Genomic DNA, 18569 nt, shown 5'->3' on the forward strand with positions numbered 1-18569 from the left:
ATCGACGCGCAGGCTCGGGGTGCGCGGTCCCCGCTTTGCCGCATCGCGTCCGGTGGGACAAGCGCAACGCGCGGACCGGAGCGGCCAAGCCGGAACCGGATGATTTCCGTAGCCGAACGCCGTAGTACGGTTGTTCCACCGATCCGGCAGCGAACCCCCCGATCCGATGACGAGCCTCGAGACCCTGATGCCGCTCCTGGAGCGGATCGCCACCGCGCTGGAGCGGGCCGCGCCGCCGGCCGTGCCGCCCTTCGACCCGAACGCCGCCGACGCTTTCCTGTGGGGCCCGGAGCGGCGGCTGACCCCGGTGCCCCAGGTGGCCCGGGTGGAGATCGGCCTGCTCACCGGCATCGACCGCGCCCGCGACACCCTGATCGAGAACACCGAGCGCTTCGCCCGCGGCCTGCCGGCCAACAACGCCCTGCTGTGGGGCGCCCGCGGCATGGGCAAGTCCTCGCTGGTCAAGGCGGCCCATGCCGAGATCAACGCCCGCCGACCGGACGGCGCCCTGCCGATGAAGCTCGTGGAGATCCACCGCGAGGACATCGAGGCCCTGCCCGACCTGATGGCCCTGCTGCGGCCCGATCCGCATCGCTGGCTGGTCTATTGCGACGACCTGTCCTTCGACGGCGACGACACCTCGTACAAGTCGCTCAAGACCGCGCTGGACGGCGGCATCGAGGGCCGGCCCGGCAACGTGCTGTTCTACGCCACCTCGAACCGCCGCCACCTGCTCGCCCGCGACATGGTCGAGAACGAGCGCTCCACAGCGATCAACCCCGGCGAGGCCGTGGAGGAGAAAGTCTCGCTCTCGGACCGGTTCGGCCTCTGGCTCGGCTTCCACAAATGCAGCCAGGACGAGTTTTTGGCGATGATCCGCGCCTATGCCGACCGCTACGGCCTCGACCTGCCGCCCGAGCGCCTGCGCGCCGAGGCGCTCGAATGGGCCACAACCCGCGGCTCCCGTTCGGGCCGCACCGCCTTCCAGTTCATCCAGGACCTCGCCGGGCGGATGGGGAAGGGGCTGGATTGAGCATTCTTATAAGTATCTGACTGATAAGGAATATCACACCCGCGCCCTCATCCTGAGGTGCCCAGCGATCGAAGATCGCCGGGCCTCGAAGGAGCTCTCCAGATCGCTCGGTGATCCCTGGAGGGCCCCCTTCGAGGCCTTCGCTGCGTTCCGTCGACTCAGGATGAGGAAAGGATGGGAAGGACCCGTCGGGTCGATCGCCAGATCCGGATCGTGCGCCGCCCCGGCCGCTCAAAAATCCACCGACGCTGACAGCCACACCGTGCGCGGGACGCCCAGGATGAGGGCGCCGTTCGGGTTGGCGATCCAGTAGTGGTTGTCGGTGACGTTGCTCATCGTCGCCCGCAGCGTGACCGGCTTGTCCTGCACGAGCGTCGCGTAGCGCAGGCCCAGATCCACGGTCGTCCAATCCTGGATCTTCGAGAAGGGCAGGTTGGTGAACGTGGTGCCGGCATAGGACGCGCCGGTATAGACGATCGTGGCGATCGCCGTGAGGCCGCGCAGGACCGGCGTGTCCCATTCGAGGCCCGTGGTGGCCTGGACGCGCGGTGCGCCGGTGGCGGGATTGCCGTCGTAGAGGCCGCCCCGGGTCCGGCGCCAGCGGGCGTCGAGCAGGGTCGCGCCGGCGATGACGCGCAGGTCCGGCACGATCTCGCCAAAAATCGTCCCCTCGAAGCCGCGATTCCGCTGCGTGCCGCCGACGCCGAAGACATTGGTCACGGGATCGACGTTCCCGGCCGGCTGGGTGATCTGGAAGGCGGCCAGCGTCGCCCCAAAAGTCTTGAAGTCGAGCTTCGCGCCGATCTCGTATTGCCGCGACCGGGCCGGCGGGAAGGTCTGGGTGCTCTTCATCGCCGAGCCTGGTGCCCGCAGCGCGGTGAGGCCCTGGACGGCGTTGGCGTAGAGCGACAGCACCTCGGTCGGCCGCACCACGAGGCCGAAAGCCGGGGTCGTCGCGCTCTTGTCGTAGGCTGTGCCGAGCAGGCCGGTGACCGGGGCGTAGTTGCCGAGTTCGATCTCCTGCCGGCGCGCGCCGACCATCAGCTCGACCAGCCCGTCGGCGACCGACATCGTGTCGGCCACGGCGTAGCTCGTCATCCGGTCGTAGCTGGCCCGGCCCCGGGGAAACGTGCCGGCGTCCAGCGGCTGCCCGGGCCAGGCCAGGCGGACCGGCGCGTAGAGGTTGCTGAGGTAGTTCGGGTAGGTGATCTGGCCGAGCGTCAGGTCCTGGTCGAGATACGTCGCGGTGAACACGGCCTCGTGCTTGACCCAGCCCGTGTCGAACCGCGCCCGGGCCCCCGTCTCGCCCGACAGGGTCGATGTGCTGCCGCTCTGGAAGATCGAGTTCACCCGTGTGTTGCCCTGCGCGTCGAGCAGGGTGAAGGCGGGGTTCTCCTGCTTGTCGTAGGTGAAGCGGTTGCCGCCGAGCGCCGCGAACAGCGTGATGTCCGAGGTCAGGTCGAACTCCGCCCGCCCGAGCGCGGTCAGGCTGTCGGCACGGGAGAAATCGAAGTTTTGGGACATGTTCCGGCGCGGGTCGGGTGCCCGGGGAACGCGCAGGCCCTGATCGGGATTCCCGCCGCGGGTCTGGGCGTCGTAGGCGTCGTGCTGGCCGATGACGTCGAGGAACAGCCGGAGCCGGTCGCCGTCATAGTCGAGGGCGAGCGAGCCGACGCCGTTGCGCTGGGCCGTTTGGTCGATCGGCGTCGCGCCACCCAGGCCCGCGGCGTTGATCCGGACGCCGATCTGCTTCGCGTCGCCGTAGCGCCGCGCCACGTCGATTTCCGCCCCGCCGCGCGTCGTCGAGGCGTAGTCCACGGTCGCCCGGGTCAGCGGTTCATCGGGCGCGCGCTTGGTGACGACGTTCACGGTGCCGGCGATGCTGCCGGAGATCGGGGCGCCGAACAGGAACGCCGCCGGACCCTTGAGCACCTCGATCCGTTCGAGGGGGGCAGGGTCGATCCGGTAATCCGGCACGAGGCCGTACAGGCCGTTCAGGGCGAACTCGCGGTTGTCGACCCGGAAGCCGCGGATCGTCAGCGCGTCGTAGCGGTTGCCGCTGCCGATCGAGGCGCGCACCGACGGGTCCGTGCGGGTCAGGACTTCGCCGACGCTGACCGCCTGCAGGTCGCGGATGGTCTTCTCGGTGTAGCTCGCCGTGCTGAACGGCGTCTGCATGTAGTCCCGGTTGCCGAGGATCCCGAGCCGGCTGCCGCGGGCGACCTGGCCGCCGGAAAACGCTTCCGGCAGGCCGCCCGCTTCCCCCTGTCCCAGCCGGCCCGCATCGGGACTGCGCGCCTCGACCGAGAGCGTCTCAAGCTGGACCGAAGCCGGGGCGCGATCAGTCCTGTCCTGTGCCAGCGCAAGGTCGTTCGCGGTCAGGAAAAGGATTGCCAAAGATGCAACCCGGCGAAGGCGTGTGCAGGTCCTGAAGGAGCGGGTGCCGATCAAGTCGCGAAAGCCTGTCGACGATCGATTCTTCTTCTTCTCCGCGCAGCGGATCTGCGTCGGAATCATCATTGCGTCAGCAGATCGGCGCTAGCCGCGGCAAGCTATCGGATCAAGAAATAAAACCTAGATTTTATCCATTATAAGCCGTTCTGCGAAAGAATATTTTAAAAACATTCCGCGATATAGAGACAATGACTATCTTTATTCGTGTTTTGCGGAACTTTGTATTGTATTTCTATGTATAAATCTAATAATTTTGTCCCACTGCTGAGGTGCATGCGAATGGGCCTCGAATGAGCCCTCCAGGATGTGCGAAGACGTCGGGAGCGCCTGGGGCGGCAATCAAAGCTGCAAGTGGATCAGGATTCGGCACAGTCGGCGGCTCTGGCTCCCGGGCTCGCCTGCGGCGCCCCGGGATGACAGGGTGGTTCATCCTGCCGCCGGTCGATCACCCGAGGCGGCTACCGCCCGCTCGACCCGAACCCGCCTGCACCCCGGCCCGAGCCCGAGCCGGGCTCGTCCGCCAGCACGGTCAGGACCGGCCGGGTCACGCGGGTGAAGACCAGCTGCGCGATCCGGTCGCCCGGCTCGATCCGGATCGGATCGGCGTCGTCGCGGTTCCAGGCCGAGACCATCAGGGGGCCCTCGTAATCCGCGTCGATCACCCCGGTGCCATTGCCCAGCACCAGCCCGTCGCGGTGGCCGCGGCCGGAGCGGGGGAAGATCAGGCCGCACCAGTCGGGATTGCGGATCAGCACGCTGAACCCCGCCGGGATCAAGGCCGGTGCCCCTCGGGGCGGCAGGATCAGCGGCGCGTCCAGGCAGGCATGCAGGTCGAGCCCGGCGGCCGCCGCCGAGCCCCAGCGCGGGAACCCCCAGCCGGTCAGCCGCGGGTCGAGGAGACGCAGGCCGACCTCCGGCAGATCGCTCACGCGCCGAGCCGTTCGATCGCTTCCGCCAGCGTCAGGGTGCGTCGGGCGGCCTCGACATGGAGGCGCTCGACCATGCGCCCGTCGAGCGCGATGACCCCGCGCGCCTGGTTCTCCGGCGCGTCGAAGGCCGCGACCACCCGGCGCGCCGCGGCGATCTCGGCCTCGTCCGGCCCGAAGGCGGCGTTGGCCGGGCCGATCTGGCTCGGGTGGATCAGCATCTTGCCGTCGAAGCCGAGATCGCGGCCCTCCGTGCATTCCGCCTCGAATCCGGCCGCGTCGTCGAGTCGGGAAAATACGCCGTCAATCGCCTCGATCTCGTAGGCCCGGGCGGCGGCCAGGATCGTCATCAGCCAGGTTCGCAGGGCCGCCCGCCCCAGGGGGCGGATCCGGGCCGCCTTCACCAGGTCGTTCGGGCCGACAACCAGGGCGGCGAGCCGTCCGTCCACGTCCCTTGCGGCCCCGGCGATCTCGGCGGCGTTGACCACCGCTATCGGGGTCTCGATCATCGCCCAGATCCGGGTCGCCGGGGGCGCCCCGAGCCGGCGCAGGCGGGAGCCCACCGCGATCAGCGCGTCGGAGCTGCGCACCTTCGGCACCAGGATCGCGTCGGGGCCGGCGCCTGCGAGCGCCGCGAGGTCGGCCTCGCCATCCTCGGTCTCGGGCGGGTTGATCCGCACCACCACCTCGCGCGGGCCGAAGCCCCGCGCCGAGACCGCGGCGGCGACCAGGGCACGGGCGTCGTCCTTCCGCGCCGGCGCGACGCCGTCCTCGAGGTCGATCAGGATCACGTCGGCGGCGAGCGTGCGCGCCTTCTCGAGGGCGCGGGCATTGGAGCCGGGCATGGCCAGCACGCTGCGACGGGGACGGATCTCGCTCATCACGCTTCTCCCGGGCCGGCGGCACGCCCTTCGGGTCGCCGATAGCTTTCCGCCGCGTCCCGGGCAAGAACGCATCGCCGAGGATGGTCGATCGCGGGGACGAGATGGCGCGCTGGGTCGCGGGGCTCGACGGCTGCCGGGGCGCCTGGGCGGGGGCGCTCCTCGACCTCGACGATCCGGCCCGGCACCGCTGCGCCCTGTTTCCGGACGTGGCGGCGCTCCTCGACGCGCCGGAGCAGCCGCTGATCGTCGGCATCGACGTGCCGATCGGCCTGCCGGACCGGATCGCTGGGGGCGGCCGGGCCGCCGACCGGGCCGCCCGCGCCCGGCTCGGGGCCGCGCGATCCTCGGTGTTCCCGATGCCGCCCCGAGCCGCAATCTACGCGCCCGACTACGAGTCCGCGAAGGCCGCCTCGCGGGCGGCGAGCGAGCCGCCCTTCGCGCCCTCGATCCAGGGCTACAACATCTTCCGCTATGTCCGCGCCGTGGACACCCTGCTGCGGGCGCGGCCGGAGGCGTTGGCGCGGGTCCACGAGGTCCACCCGGAAGTCGCGTTCCACGCCCTCAATGGCGGCCGCCCCCTCGGCCTGCCGAAGAAGGGCGCCCGCGCCAAAGAGGGCCTGGCCCTGCGTCGGAACCTGCTCGAGGCCGCCGGACTGCCGTCCGCCCTGCTCGACGCCCGGACGAAGGGCGTGCCGGCCGACGACCATCTCGATGCGCTCGCCGCCCTGGTGGTGGCCCGGGACATCCTCTACGGTCGTGCGCTGCCGCTTCCGGACCCGCCCGGGCGGGATGCCTATGGGCTGCCGGTGGTGATCTGGGCCCCGGCGGTCCGGGCGTGTTGATGCGCCGCCTGACGGTTGTGCCGAAGCGCTGAATTCTGCCGGATCACGCGCGCGACCCGTGTTCGGTCGGACCGTAGTGCTCTAACTCAGCCCCATGAGCGCCCCGAATTCCCTCCCGATCCGTCACATCGCCCGGGCGATCGTCCTCGACCCGCAGGACCGGATCCTGCTGATCGCCTACGCCTCCGTCCACGCGAAGGGGCCGGATGGCGAGCCGCTGCGGTTCTGGTTCATGCCCGGGGGCGGGCTGGAGCCTGGCGAGGACCATGTCACCGCCTGCCGACGGGAGCTCGGCGAGGAGATCGGCCGCGACGACGCCGCGATCGGCCCGCAGGTCGCGGCCTGCGACGGGCCGTTCCACCTGTTCCGCCAGTCGCGGGACGCCCGCGAGCGCTATTTTCTCGTCCGCCTGCCCGACGAGAGGGTCGATACCAGCCGGCTCGCCGAGACCGAGGACAACCCGGTGATCGGCACCCGCTGGTGGCCGCTGGCCGAGCTCCGGGCGAGCGGCGAGCGCGTCGAGCCGGCGGGTCTCGCCGACCTCGCGGCCGATCTCGCCGCCGGGATGATTCCGGCCCGGCCGCGCGTTCTGACTTGGCACGATCGCTGATCCGGATCTCGCATCTGCGAAGACCGCAACCGTGAGGAGATGGCATGTTCCCTGAATTCCTGACCGAGGGCTACCGCGCGTTCCTGGCGGACCGGTTTCCCACCGAGCGCCGGCGCTTCGCGCAGCTCGCTCAGAGCCAGGAGCCTCAGATCCTGGTGATCAGCTGCTGCGACAGCCGCGTCGCCCCCGAGGCGATCTTCGATGCCGGCCCGGGCGAATTGTTCGTGATCCGCAACGTCGCCAACATCGTGCCGATCTACGAGACCGACGGCTCCTATCACGGCACCTCGGCGGCCCTCGAATTCGCCGTCCAGGCCCTGGAGGTGAAGCACATCGTCGTGCTCGGCCACGCCACCTGCGGCGGCATCAAGGCCTTCGCCAACAAGGCCGCGCCACTCTCGACCAGCAACTTCATCGGCAAATGGGTCTCGCTGGTGGCCCCCGCCGAGGCCAAGGCCGGCGATTCGAGCGCGCCGGACTACCTGACCCGGATGGAGCACGCCATGGTCAGCCAGAGCATCGAGAACCTGCTGACCTTCCCGTTCGTGAAGGAGCGGGTTGCGGATGGCCGGCTCAACCTCCACGGCGCGCATTTCGGCGTGGCCAACGGCGTGCTGCTGGTGCGCGATCCCGAGACCGGCGATTTCCACCCGGCGGTCGACACGGCCGGCCGCAAGGTGCTGCCGACCGCGGTGGCCTGCGACTGAGGGGCTGCTTCGAGGCGAAGCGCCGGGCTCGATCGCGATCCGGTCGAGCCCGGCTCCCGGGTCGGTTTGCCCGGAAGGGGCTCCTCAGGACGCGGGCGCGGGTGGAAGGTAGCGAACACGACATCTTCGTCGCGACCGGACACAGAAAAGGCGGCGGGCTCGCGCCCACCGCCTCTCGCCGTACCGCCCGGCCGAAGCCGGGCGGGGCACAAAAAACTACATGGCGCCCGGCAGACGCTGGGCGTGGTCATAGTGCATCTGCAGGGCCGGCAGGGCCTGCTGAGCGTAGGTGCGCAGGGCCGGGTTCGGGCCGCCCTGGGCGTAGGCCTGGGTCATGGCGATCGTCATCTGGTGCGCCTGGATCTGCTGGTTCGCGTAGAGACGGTCGAAGCGCGGGCCGGCTGGGGTCGTCGACAGCTCGGCGAGCATCTGCTGCTGCTCGGGGCTCGGCGGGACGATGGTGGAAGCGCCGGTGGCCATCGCGTCGCCGCGGCCGAGGCGGCCGCCAGCCTGGGCGCCGTTGGCGGCGCCGGATCCGATGCCCTCGAGGCCGCCGACTGGGCCGCCCGACAGGGTGCCGCCGACCACGCCGGTCGCCGCACCGACACCGGCGCCGACAGCGCTGCCGGCCACGGACAGCGGGGCGGTCACGAGGCCGCCGAGGCCCTCGTCACGGGCCGCCATGTAATTGTTCTCGCCGCCGGCCAGCGCGACATTGGCGGCGCGGTGATCACGAAGCGCCTCCTGGGCGTAGGACCTGACCTTCGGATTGCGCGACTTCGACAGCGCGATCTGCGAGGACTGGATCTCGAAGGCGTTGGCCTGCATCGACTGCAGGCGGAAATCGTTTGCGCCCTGCGCGAAAGCGGGGGTCGACAGCGCCAGGACGAGCGCGGACGCGGCAGCGTAATTCTTCAGCATGAGAACCTCGTGTACGAGTGAAGACGCGAACCGGCACACTGAGTTAGGGGCGGATGCCCGGGCCGTTTTCAGGTCCCAAGATCTCGCAGCTAAAACCCTGCGGCGACAGGATCGCGAATTGGTTCGACAACGGAGCCATCGGCCTATGGTTCCTGCCGTTCTTTGCTTAGGGACTTGGATTAAAGCGAGGCGCTGGGTGCAGACGGCTCCGTGATTCTGATCGAAATCCAGATCCTGCGCGCCGCGGCCGCCCTGATGGTGGTCTGGCACCATGCGCGACACGAGGCCGGGCTGCTCGCCTTGCACGGCGCGGGTCCGGCCCTCGATCCCGGCACGCTGCTGCCATGGTGGGGCGGGGTCGACCTGTTCTTTGTGATCTCGGGCTTCGTCATCGTGCATGCGAGCGGACGGCTGTTCGGGGTGCCGGGCGGGCGCACTCGCTTCCTGGCGCACCGGGTCGCCCGGGTGGTGCCGCTCTACTGGCTGGTGAGCCTGCTCTATCTGTCCCTCGCCCTGGCACGCCCCGACCTCCTCGGCGATGCGGCGGCCCTGGTGAACGAGCCCGGCACGATCCTGGCCGGGTTCCTGTTCTGGCCGGCGGCCCGGCCGGACGGCCTCGTCCAGCCCCTCTACGGGCTCGGCTGGACCCTCAACTACGAGGCGTTCTTCTACGGCCTGTTCGCAATCGGGCTCGGCTTCGGCCGCCGCGGCGCCGTAGCCTGGCTCGCCCTGGCCCTGGTGACGCTGGTCGCCTCGGGCGTGCTGGTGCCCGGGCTGCCGGTGTCGTTCCGGTTCTGGGCGAACCCGATCGTTCTGGAATTCCTGCTCGGCGCAGGGCTCGCCCTCGCCCACCGCGAGGGTTTTGGGCCGGGCGTCGCCCTGCGGCTGGGGATCGCGATCCTGGGACTGCTCGGGCTGCTCCTGGCCGCTCGCCTGCTCGTCGGCGATGGGGCCGCCGACGGCGTCCTGCGCCCGCTGCTGGTCGGCGTTCCGGCGGCGCTGCTGGTGGCAGCCGCGCTCGGACAGGACCGGGATGCGGCGCAGGTCGCGGCGCTGCCGTCGCCGATTCGCGGACTGGTGATCCTGGGTGACGCCTCCTACGCCCTCTACCTCGTCCATCCCTTCGCCCTGCGCTTCGGGCGTGAGGTGCTGCTGCGGCTCAGCCTTGCCCCGACCTTGCATCCCTGGGGCAGCCTCGCCGTGATGGTCGCCGGCAGCATCGCGGCGGCCCTGCTGGTCCATCGCTGCGTCGAGCGGCCCCTGGCCCGGTGGGCGCGGGCGCGGCTCGATCCCGGCGGCGCGCAAAACCGTGTGCGCGCCGCCTCCGCCCCGGTTCCCCCCGGACGTCGGGCGGATTAGCCTCACGCACCGGAGGAGGACGCCGCGATGAAGACCCTGCTCGTTCCCGTCGCGATGCACGACGGCTTGACCTCCGTGTTCGAGACGACGCGGCTCGCCGCCTCCCGCTTCGGCAGCCTGATCGAGGGCGTGTCCCTGCGCCCGGCGCTCGCCGAATACGTCCCCGTCGACATGGTCGGCGGCATGACCTGGCTGCGCGACGAGGAGGCCGACCGGGCCGAGGCCGAGGAGGCGGGCGGCCGCTTCGTCGCTTTCATGGACGCGGCCGGCATCCCGCGGCATGCCCGTGACGGCCTGTGCATCCCCGAAAAGGTGGCCGATGCCGGCCCGCGCTATCGCTGGCGGCAGGACGTGCCCACTGGCGACGCGTTCCTCGGCCAATATGCCCGGCTGTTCTCGGCCACCGTTGTCGGACGCCCCGGGACCACCGACAACGCCCCGCGCATGACCACCTTCGAGACCGCCCTGTTCGAGGGCGGCCGCCCGATCCTGCTTGCGCCGCCCCTCGCCCCCACAACGCTGGGCGACGCGATCCTGGTCGCCTGGAACGGCTCAACCGAGACCGCCCGGGCGGTGGCCTTCGCGATGCCGTTCCTTCGCCGGGCCGAGCGGGTGCTGGTGCTGAGCGTGGAGGGCGGCATGGTCCCGGGGCCGAGCGCCCAGGACCTCGCCCAGGCGCTGGCCTGCGAGGGCGTTGCGGCCTCGCACCGGGCCCTCCCGGCTGGCCGGCGCGCGCCGGGCGAGACCTTCCTGGCGGAAGCCAAGGCGTTCGGCTGCGATCTGCTGATCAAGGGCGCCTACACCCAGAGCCGCCTGCGCCAGATGATTTTCGGCGGCGTCACCAGCCACGTCCTGGCCCATGCCGACATGCCGGTGCTGCTGGCGCATTGATGGGATCCGGAACCGCCGCGCGCGCCTGGCGTTCGGACCCCGGCAGCAAGACCAGGATTCCCGTGACGACAGCCGTGACCCGATTCCTCCTCGCTTCCCTGCTGATGGTCGTTGCCGCGACCGCCGTGCGGGCACAGCCGACCACCGCCCGGTTCCGCGGCATCGTGGACTGGGCCGAGGCCGACCGCATCCAGATCCGCCGCCCCGGCGGGAGCACCCTCACCTTGCGCATGAACCCGCGCACCCGCGTCTTCGCGGTGACCGAGGCGGCGCTGCGCAACATCAAGCCCGAGAGCTACGTCAGCGTGCTGGCCACCCCCGGGGCCGAGCCGCTGCGGGCCAAGGCCGTGACCCTGTACTCCCCCTCCGAGCGCGGCTTCGAGGCCGGGACTCAGCCCTGGGATACCGACCCGGGCGCGACCTTGACGGCGGGCTGGGTCGCCGACCTGCGCGGCGGCGCTCCGCTCAGGCTGACTCTTGGCTATGGCGGTGGCGAGGCCCGTTTCGAGATCCCGGCCGGGATCCCGGTCACCGCGATCGCCCCCGGCGAAAAAGCCCTGCTCGAACCCGGCGCGGCCGTCACCCTGTTCGCCCGGTCCGGGCCGGACGGCGCCCTCTCGGTCGGCACGATCGCGGTGGGCCGCCAGGGCGCCGTTCCGTCCCTCTGACAAGCCTGCGCCGGGCCGGTTGCGTCATCGATCCGCGCATTGGGGGGCGCGCGCGGCGGCGCAAGCTGCGCTACACCGTCGTGCCATGACCGAGTTTGCCTTCACCCTCGATCCGCGCCTGGCCGCCGACACCGTCGAGGTGGGCGACCTCGCACTGTGCCGCGTGCTGCTGATGGACGATGCCCGGTTCCCCTGGCTGATCCTGGTGCCGCGGCGCTCGGACGTGTCCGAGATCACCGACCTGTTAGAGGCGGACGCCGCGGATCTCTGGCGGGAGACCCGCATCGCCACCGGGGTGATGCAGGCGCTGTCGAAGCCCGACAAGGTCAATGTCGGGACACTCGGCAATGTCGTGGCGCAGCTCCACGTCCACGTGGTCGGCCGGTTCCGCTCGGACCCGGCCTGGCCGGGTCCGGTCTGGGGTTTCGAGGCGCGAAAGCCCTACCCGTTCCATGCCCGCGCCCAGTTGATCGAGCGCGCCGGTGCCCTGTTCTCCGCGGCCTGACCCTTCCATGACCGATCCCCGCGACACCCTCGGCTTCGTCCGCAACCGCCTCGACCGGCACTCGGCCGAGCAGCCCGAGGAGGCGGTGCCCCCGTTCGATGCGCCACAGGCGCGCCTCGTCCTGATCTGCGGCGACCGGATCGTGCTGCGGGGGCCGACCGCGCTGATCACCCCCGCCGACGCGCCCGAGCTTTTAGGGCAGCGGATCTTTTTGGGTCATCGGGACGGAGGGCCGGTCTTCGCCGCGTCGGCGCCGGCTGAGGCCGCGGAGGGCTTTTCGGATGCCGAGACCCGCACCCTCGACCTGCGCGCCATCGCCACCGAATCCGCCGTCGAGGCCGAGGAGCTGGGCCTGCTGGCGGTGGCCAAATCGATGCTGGACTGGCACGCCCGCCACGGCTTCTGCGCCAATTGCGGCACCGCCACCGTGGCGAAGGCCGGCGGCTTCCGGCGGGAATGCCCGTCCTGCAACGCCCACCATTTCCCCCGGGTCGACCCGGTGGTGATCATGCTGGTGCGCCGGGGCGAGACCTGCCTGCTCGGGCGCGGGCCGCATTTCCGGCCGCATATGTATTCCTGCCTCGCCGGCTTCCTGGAGCCCGGCGAGACCCTCGAGGATGCGGTGCGCCGGGAGGTGTTCGAGGAGACGCGGATCCGGGTCGGCGCCGTCACCTACCGGACCTCGCAGCCCTGGCCGTTCCCGTCCTCGCTGATGCTTGGCTGCGCCGCCGAGGCCCTCGACGGCACCATCGTGACCGACCCGACCGAGCTGGAGGACGCTCGCTGGTTCGACCGCGCGGACGTCGCCGCCATGCTGGCCGGCACCCATCCCGAGGGCATCCAGGCCCCGCCGCCTATGGCGATCGCCAACTACCTGATGCGCGCCTTCGTGGCCGGCGAGACCTGAGCTTGTCGCGGCGGCCTAGCCCTTGCCGCCGGCCTGCCGGCTCGGGTCGTCGGCGGGGTCGATGTAGTTCAGCCCGAACGGGCCCGAGCCGTTGACCTGCAATTCCACCGGTTCGTCGGTGGTCCAGAGGGAATGGGGCATGTCCTCCGGCAGATAGACGAAGCCGCCGGCGTTCAGCGCCGCGCCCTTGGCCTTGTCCAGCGTGCGCCCGTGTTCGTGGTAGATCGAGCCCGACAGGATCGTCAGCGTCTCCGGCTTGGAATGCGTGTGCGGCGCGATCACCGTGTGGGCCGGGAATTTCAGCCGCAGCACGAACGGCCCGGGCTTGGCCGGATCCCCGGCGACTTGGCTGATCTGCGTGCCCTTGGGCAGGTTCGGCGGCCCCGGCTCGTAGACGACCGACGCCCCGTCGGGCTTCACCACCATCCCCGGCGCGTCGTGGTCCGCCGCCAGAGCCGGACCGACCGCGGCCAGCAGAGCCGCGCCGGCAAGCCAAGAACGTTTTTTCATGGGGCGCCTCCCAGATCCCGCGGGCGTCTTTCGCCCTCGCGGGTCTTTTTGTAGTCGGCTTGGCGGTTTCCCAGGTGGACGTGCTGGCGCAGATCGTCGCGGGATTGCATGCGCTGCAGCTCTTCGGCGTGGCTTGCCCCAAGAAACGCGGACCTGGTTTTCGGTAGGCGGGACCGAGCGCTCTAGCTCTGCGGGTAAACCGTAACGAAGATGCCGTCGCCCGTATCTTGATAAAGCTAGACCGGCAGGAGGTTCCGGCTCGTGCCATCCGGCATCGTCATCGGCCCTTCGACGGCGAGCTGCGCACCGTAGCGTCCGTGCCGGACGCTGACGACGAGGTTCACGGCGACATGATCGAGCAGGGCATCGGCCAGCGCTTTCGGGTCGTCCAGGCAAAAGCCGCGCGCGATGAAGAATTTGGCTTTGGACCCACCGTCCGGATGCGCCAGATCGAGCAGGTAATGGACGATCTTCTCGTGCGGCACGAGCGCGTTCCTGAACGGAACACGCGCGCCGATCAAAAAGCGGGCTCCGTCGTGACCCGGAACTGGTCCGGTTCGAGCGTAACTAAGGCCGCGAAGGGTTTGGTGAACTCAACCTCGTAGGCCGCCCCCCGTGCCCAGGGGCCGACGATCGTGCCCTCGCTGCCCGCGGGCAGGACGTGGCCGTCCTCGGTCTCGTGACGATCGGCAAGGGCCACCCGGCTCAGCTCGCGGATCGCGGCGCCTTGCCCCAAAGTCCGGGCATAGAAGGTCGAGTCGAATGACATGCGATCATTCTACCGCGGATCACGGCGGCCAGCAAAAGCGATGGGCGTGACTGCTTCGGCATGGCCAATGCTGGAACGATACCGCGCCGCCTCAGATCGCCACTCGCTCCGGCGCCGCCTCGGCCGGCACCGCGGCCCGCATCTCCGAGAACGCCTCGCCCACCATCAGCAGCGCCGGCCCGTCGAGGCCGGCGGCCTCGACATGGTCGGCGAGGTCGGCGGCGGTGCCGCGCAGCGAGGCTTGGTCGGGGCGGCTGACGTTGAAGACCAGCAGCGCCGGGGTCGAGGGCGCCAATCCCTCGTCCACCGCCCGCGCGAGCAGCGCCCTCAGGGTCCGCTTGGGCATGTAGACCACCGTGGTCACGCTCGGATCGGCGAGCGCGCCCCAGTTCAGGTCGTCCGGCAAGGCGCCGCGGCGGTCGTGGCCGGTGACGAATTGCAGGCGGCGGGCGGCGTCGCGGTGGGTGAGCGACAGGCCCAGCGCCGCCGCCGCGCCTTGCGCGGCCGAGATGCCCGGCACCACGGTCACGGGGATGCCGGCGGCCCGGCAGGCCTCGATCTCCTCGCCGGCCCGGCCGAACACCAGCGGGTCGCCGGATTTCAGCCGCACCACCTGCTTGCCGGTGCGGGCGAGCTGCACCATCAGGGCGTTGATGTCGTCCTGACGGCAGGACGGGCCGTGGCCGGTCTTGCCCACCAGCATGGTCCGCGCCTCGCGGCGGGCATAGTCCAGGATCTCCGGGGCGACGAGGTCGTCGTACAGGATCACGTCGGCGTTGCGCAGCGCCCGCAGGGCCTTGAGGGTTAGGAGTTCCGCGTCGCCGGGGCCAGCCCCGACCAGCGTTACCGCGCCGCCCTTCGGCGCCGCCTCGGTCTCGCCGAGCAGCTCGGCGAGGTCCTGCTGCGTCGGCGCCCGGTCGGGCTCAGCGAAGGCGCGGTCGGTGAAGCGCTCCCAGAAGCTGCGCCGCTCCGCAAAGCCGTGGAACCGCGCGGTGACGTTGTCCCGCCAGTCGCGGGCGGCCCCGACCCAGCGGGCGAACCCCCGGGGCAGCATCGCCTCGATCCGGGCGCGCACGGTCTGGCCGAAGACCGGGGCGGCGCCCTCCGTCGAGATGCCGACCACCAGCGGCGAGCGGTTGACGAGGGCGCCGAACTTCACGTCACAGAGATGCGGCCGGTCCACCGCGTTGACGATGGCGCCGGCGCCCCGGGCGGCAGCCACGAAGGCGACGCAGTCGGTCTCGTCTTCCATGGCGCCGATGCAGAACGCCGCGCCCCAGAGATCGTCCGGCGTCCAGGCGCGCTCGTGGATGTCGACGTGCCCGTCGACGATCTCGCCCGGCACCGACCGCATCTCGTCGCTGGGCTCGGGCGCGTAGACGTCGACATGGGCGCCGGCCGCGGCCAGGAGCTTCACCTTCCAGGGCGCCCCACCCGAGGAGCCGGCCAGCACCACACGCTTGCCGCGCAGGGGTACGAACACCGGCAGCACCGCCAGCGGCTCGAGGCCGGCGGATTGGGTCTCGCGGGGGGCGCGGGCTGCGCGCAGGGGGACGGGGGAATCGGTCACGGGTCTGTCCTGAGCCTACATCGTGCCGGTCATCCCGCCAGACAACCTCATCCTGAGGTGCCGCGTTGGGACCTCGAAGGCGGGCTCCAGGGATCGTCGTGAGCGCTGGAGGGCTCCTTCGAGGCGGCCGCTTCGCGCCCGCACCTCAGGATGAGGGGGGCTAATGGGACGGGCCGATCTGTTCTCGATCCGGCATATACCAAAAAATCACGCGGCGCGGGCGGTCTCCCCGGTCAGCATCTTGCGGATCTCTGGGATGCAGGAGCCGCAATTCGTGCCGGCCTTGCAGGCGGCGCCCACCGCCTCGACGGAGCCGGCCCCGGCCCCGATCGTGGCGGCGATCACGTCGGCGCCGACGCCGTGGCAGGCGCAGACCACCGGACCCGCCGACGCAGTGGCGGCGCGGCCGGAAAGCAGCGCCCGGCGCTCGGCCGCCTCGGGCTCCTCGGTGGCGAACAGGGCCTTGGCCGCCTCCCAATCGGGACGCGCCTCCGCGGGAGCGTAAGCCAGGCAGGCGACCAGACGCGCCCCGTCGTAGACGGCGCAGCGGTAGCGGTCGCGGGCATGGTCGGCATATTCGGCGAGCTCGAAGCCGGCCAGCGCCTCGCTCTGGATCAGCCCGCGCACCAGCAGCGCGACGGCGCTGGAACTCGCCGCCGTGGCGAATTGCACGCCCCAGCCGCCGGTGATCGACGCCCGCGCCCACCACCAGCCCTCCGGCAGCGCTACCTGCCGACGCGACAGCAGGAAGCCCCGGGCCCGGTAGGCGACCGGCTCCAGGGCGGCCGGGGTCGCCTTCAACTCGGGCTGGCCCGAGACCGGATCCGGCACCCCGCGCACCAGGGCGCCGACCCGGGCCTTCGATGCGTAGGCGCTGCCCCAGTGCATCGGCATGAATAGGCCGCCCGGCACCACCGTGTCAGTGATCATCACTTCGAGCTCGGCCTCGCCGTGCTCAGTGCGCAGACGCGCGATGCCGCCCTCGGTCAGGCCGAGCCTGGCCGCGTCGTCCGGATGGACCTCGACGAACGGGACGGCGCGGTGCGCCGAGAGGCGCTGGCTCTTCCCGGTGCGGGTCATCGTGTGCCAGTGGTCGCGCACCCGGCCAGTGTTGAGCACGAACGGGAAATTTCCGGAGACCGCCTGCGCCAGGCCCGGCGGCTGCACGGCCACGAACCGGGCGCGCCGGTCGAAGGTGTAGAACCGGCCGTCGCCGAACAGCCGGGCCTTGCCCTGCGGCGCGCCCTTGGGGCCGGAGCGCTTCGGGATTGGCCATTGCACCGGCAGGTTGATGTCGTAGGCGGCGTCGCTGATGTCGGTGAGCGCGCCGAGGTCGAAGTCGCGGGTGCCGTTGTTCTCGTAGGCCGAGAGCCCGGCATGCTCGCGGAACACGGCCGCCGCGGAGTCGAACGCGAAGGCCCGGCCGTGGCCGAGCCGGCGGCCGACCTCGGACAGCACCGCCCAGTCCGCCCGCGCCTCGCCGGGGGCGGCTAGGAACCGGCGCTGCCGGGAGATCCGCCGCTCGGAATTGGTGACCGTGCCGTCCTTCTCGCCCCAGGCGAGGGCTGGCAGCAGCACCGTGGTCTTCCCCAGGCCCCGCACCGTGTCGGAATCGGCCATCACCTCGGAGACGACGTAGAGGTCGAGGCCGGTGAGGGCGTCGCGAATCCGGTCGGCCTGCGGCATCGAGACCAGCGGGTTGGTGCCCATCACCCACAGGGCCTTGATCTTGCCCCGGGCGACCGCCTCGAACAAGGCCACCGCCTTCATGCCCTCGCCGGTGACGATCCGGGGCGCACCCCAGAACCTGCGTACCCGGTCGACCTCCTCGGGGGCGAAATGCATGTGCGCGGCCAGCATGTTGGCCAGCCCGCCGACCTCGCGCCCGCCCATTGCGTTGGGCTGGCCGGTGAGGGAGAACGGCCCCATCCCGGTCTCGCCGATGCGGCCGGTGATGAGGTGGCAGTTGATGATGCTGTTGCCCTTGTCGGTCCCTTGCGCCGACTGGTTCACCCCCTGCGAGAAGGCGGTGACCACCCGGCGGGTGCCGGCGAACAGGTCGTAGAACGCGGCGATGTCGGCTTCCGGCACGCCGGTGGCGGCGGCGACCGCGGCGACATCGGGCGCGATGAGGCGGGCGCGATCCAGGGCGGCGTCGAGCCCGGCGGTGTGCGAGTCCACGAAGGCCCGGTCGCGGAACCCGTTATCGGCGAGGTGCACGAGCAGCCCGGAGAACAGCGCCACGTCGCTGCCGGGTTTGATCCCGAGGAACAGGTCGGCTTCCTGGCCGGTCTGAGTCCGGCGCGGGTCGATCACCACGAACTTGGTGCCCCGCCGGGCCTTGGCGTCGGCCATGCGCCGGAACAGGATCGGGTGGCACCAGGCGGTGTTCGACCCGACCATGACGATCAGGTCGGCCTCGTCGAGATCCTCGTAGCAGCCCGGGACCGTGTCGGAGCCGAAGGCGCGGCGGTGGGCCGCCACCGCGCTCGACATGCACAGCCGCGAATTGGTGTCGACGTGCGGCGTGCCGATGAAGCCCTTCGCCAGCTTGTTGGCGACGTAGTAATCCTCGGTGAGGAGCTGCCCCGAGAGGTAGAAGGCGATCGAGTCCGGCCCGTACGCCTCGGCGACCGTGCGGAGTTTTTCCGAGACGGTGGCGAGCGCAGCATCCCAGGAGACCCGGGCGCCGTCGACCTCCGGGTGGAGCAGGCGGTTCTCCAGCGACAGGGTCTCTCCCAGAGCCGAGCCCTTCGAGCACAGCCGGCCGAAATTGGCCGGATGCTCGGTGTCGCCCGCGATCCCGGCGCCGCCCTGCCCGTCCGGGGTCGCGAGCACGCCGCACCCGACCCCGCAATAGGGGCAGGTCGTCCGCACCGTCGGGTCTGCCACGGACAGGGTCATGGCTGGGTCCTCGAAGTTTTTTGTTCGACATCCGCCGCAAGAGGCGGGCCGCGCTCGCTGTCATCCGACAGCGAGTGGATCGTCCCCGTTACCGGATGGTGCGTGGGTC

At 70.8% G+C, this 18569-nt stretch carries 18 protein-coding genes; 9 read left to right on the forward strand and 9 right to left on the reverse strand.

Going from position 1 to position 18569, the window contains the following annotated elements; translation table 11 throughout:
• Positions 1 to 166: 166 nt before the first annotated feature.
• Positions 167 to 1033, forward strand: coding sequence for an ATP-binding protein (locus MKL11_RS08745; protein ID WP_243942271.1), 867 nt, complete (start codon positions 167 to 169; stop codon positions 1031 to 1033).
• A 231-nt stretch (positions 1034 to 1264) separates the two neighbouring features.
• Here the strand turns inward: MKL11_RS08745 and MKL11_RS08750 are convergent, their stop codons facing one another.
• The 3 genes from MKL11_RS08750 to MKL11_RS08760 form a co-directional block, all read right to left on the reverse strand.
• Entirely contained in the window at positions 1265 to 3430 is a 2166-nt protein-coding gene (locus tag MKL11_RS08750) for a TonB-dependent receptor (protein ID WP_243942273.1), read from the reverse strand.
• A gap of 515 nt (positions 3431 to 3945) precedes the next feature.
• Positions 3946 to 4416, reverse strand: coding sequence for a dUTP diphosphatase (gene dut, locus MKL11_RS08755; protein WP_243942275.1), 471 nt, complete (start codon positions 4414 to 4416; stop codon positions 3946 to 3948).
• Positions 4413 to 5294, reverse strand: coding sequence for an HpcH/HpaI aldolase/citrate lyase family protein (locus MKL11_RS08760; RefSeq protein WP_243942277.1), 882 nt, complete (start codon positions 5292 to 5294; stop codon positions 4413 to 4415). Before MKL11_RS08760 ends, dut begins: the two co-directional genes overlap by 4 nt.
• A 104-nt stretch (positions 5295 to 5398) precedes the next feature.
• On the opposite strand from MKL11_RS08760, the gene MKL11_RS08765 reads away from it, so the two are divergent.
• From MKL11_RS08765 to MKL11_RS08775, 3 genes are all read left to right on the forward strand, one after another.
• On the forward strand, positions 5399 to 6139 hold the full coding sequence (locus MKL11_RS08765; RefSeq protein ID WP_243942608.1) for a DUF429 domain-containing protein: 741 nt from the start codon (positions 5399 to 5401) through the stop codon (positions 6137 to 6139).
• Between the two features lie 94 nt (positions 6140 to 6233).
• Positions 6234 to 6749 carry an NUDIX hydrolase gene (locus MKL11_RS08770; protein WP_243942279.1) on the forward strand — a complete coding sequence of 172 codons (516 nt, stop codon included), beginning with the start codon at positions 6234 to 6236 and terminating at the stop codon, positions 6747 to 6749.
• Positions 6750 to 6793: 44 nt separating this feature from the next.
• On the forward strand, positions 6794 to 7456 hold the full coding sequence (locus MKL11_RS08775; protein ID WP_243942281.1) for a carbonic anhydrase: 663 nt from the start codon (positions 6794 to 6796) through the stop codon (positions 7454 to 7456).
• A 216-nt stretch (positions 7457 to 7672) separates the two neighbouring features.
• On the opposite strand, the gene MKL11_RS08780 is transcribed toward MKL11_RS08775, so the two are convergent.
• Positions 7673 to 8377, reverse strand: coding sequence for a DUF4142 domain-containing protein (locus MKL11_RS08780; RefSeq protein ID WP_243942283.1), 705 nt, complete (start codon positions 8375 to 8377; stop codon positions 7673 to 7675).
• A gap of 210 nt (positions 8378 to 8587) precedes the next feature.
• On the opposite strand from MKL11_RS08780, the gene MKL11_RS08785 reads away from it, so the two are divergent.
• The 5 genes from MKL11_RS08785 (at position 8588) to nudC (ending at position 12707) form a co-directional block, all read left to right on the forward strand.
• On the forward strand, positions 8588 to 9736 hold the full coding sequence (locus MKL11_RS08785; protein WP_243942285.1) for an acyltransferase family protein: 1149 nt from the start codon (positions 8588 to 8590) through the stop codon (positions 9734 to 9736).
• 27 nt (positions 9737 to 9763) lie between these two features.
• Complete coding sequence (locus MKL11_RS08790) at positions 9764 to 10627, forward strand: universal stress protein (protein ID WP_243942287.1); 864 nt, start codon at positions 9764 to 9766, stop codon at positions 10625 to 10627.
• A 74-nt stretch (positions 10628 to 10701) separates the two neighbouring features.
• Positions 10702 to 11295, forward strand: coding sequence for a hypothetical protein (locus MKL11_RS08795; protein ID WP_243942289.1), 594 nt, complete (start codon positions 10702 to 10704; stop codon positions 11293 to 11295).
• Positions 11296 to 11380: 85 nt separating this feature from the next.
• A complete protein-coding gene (locus tag MKL11_RS08800) occupies positions 11381 to 11800 on the forward strand; it encodes an HIT domain-containing protein (protein ID WP_243942291.1) in 420 nt (139 codons plus the stop codon).
• A 7-nt stretch (positions 11801 to 11807) separates the two neighbouring features.
• Positions 11808 to 12707 carry an NAD(+) diphosphatase gene (gene nudC / locus MKL11_RS08805; RefSeq protein ID WP_243942293.1) on the forward strand — a complete coding sequence of 300 codons (900 nt, stop codon included), beginning with the start codon at positions 11808 to 11810 and terminating at the stop codon, positions 12705 to 12707.
• 15 nt (positions 12708 to 12722) lie between these two features.
• On the opposite strand, the gene MKL11_RS08810 is transcribed toward nudC, so the two are convergent.
• From MKL11_RS08810 to MKL11_RS08830, 5 genes are all read right to left on the reverse strand, one after another.
• On the reverse strand, positions 12723 to 13217 hold the full coding sequence (locus tag MKL11_RS08810) for a cupin domain-containing protein (protein ID WP_243942295.1): 495 nt from the start codon (positions 13215 to 13217) through the stop codon (positions 12723 to 12725).
• A 236-nt stretch (positions 13218 to 13453) separates the two neighbouring features.
• Complete coding sequence (locus tag MKL11_RS08815) at positions 13454 to 13738, reverse strand: DUF6883 domain-containing protein (RefSeq protein WP_243942297.1); 285 nt, start codon at positions 13736 to 13738, stop codon at positions 13454 to 13456.
• Positions 13735 to 13986 (reverse strand): DUF4926 domain-containing protein, encoded by a 252-nt coding sequence (locus MKL11_RS08820; RefSeq protein WP_243942299.1) that lies wholly within the window; start codon positions 13984 to 13986, stop codon positions 13735 to 13737. The genes MKL11_RS08815 and MKL11_RS08820 overlap by 4 nt, the downstream gene beginning before the upstream one ends.
• Positions 13987 to 14077: 91 nt before the next feature.
• Positions 14078 to 15556, reverse strand: a complete 1479-nt coding sequence (gene cysG / locus MKL11_RS08825) for a siroheme synthase CysG (RefSeq protein ID WP_409565832.1) — start codon at positions 15554 to 15556, stop codon at positions 14078 to 14080.
• A 207-nt stretch (positions 15557 to 15763) separates the two neighbouring features.
• Entirely contained in the window at positions 15764 to 18460 is a 2697-nt protein-coding gene (locus MKL11_RS08830; RefSeq protein ID WP_243942301.1) for a nitrate reductase, read from the reverse strand.
• Positions 18461 to 18569 lie beyond the last annotated feature (109 nt).

This window comes from Methylobacterium sp. J-077 (assembly GCF_022829365.1).
In the GTDB taxonomy this organism is placed as follows: domain Bacteria; phylum Pseudomonadota; class Alphaproteobacteria; order Rhizobiales; family Beijerinckiaceae; genus Methylobacterium.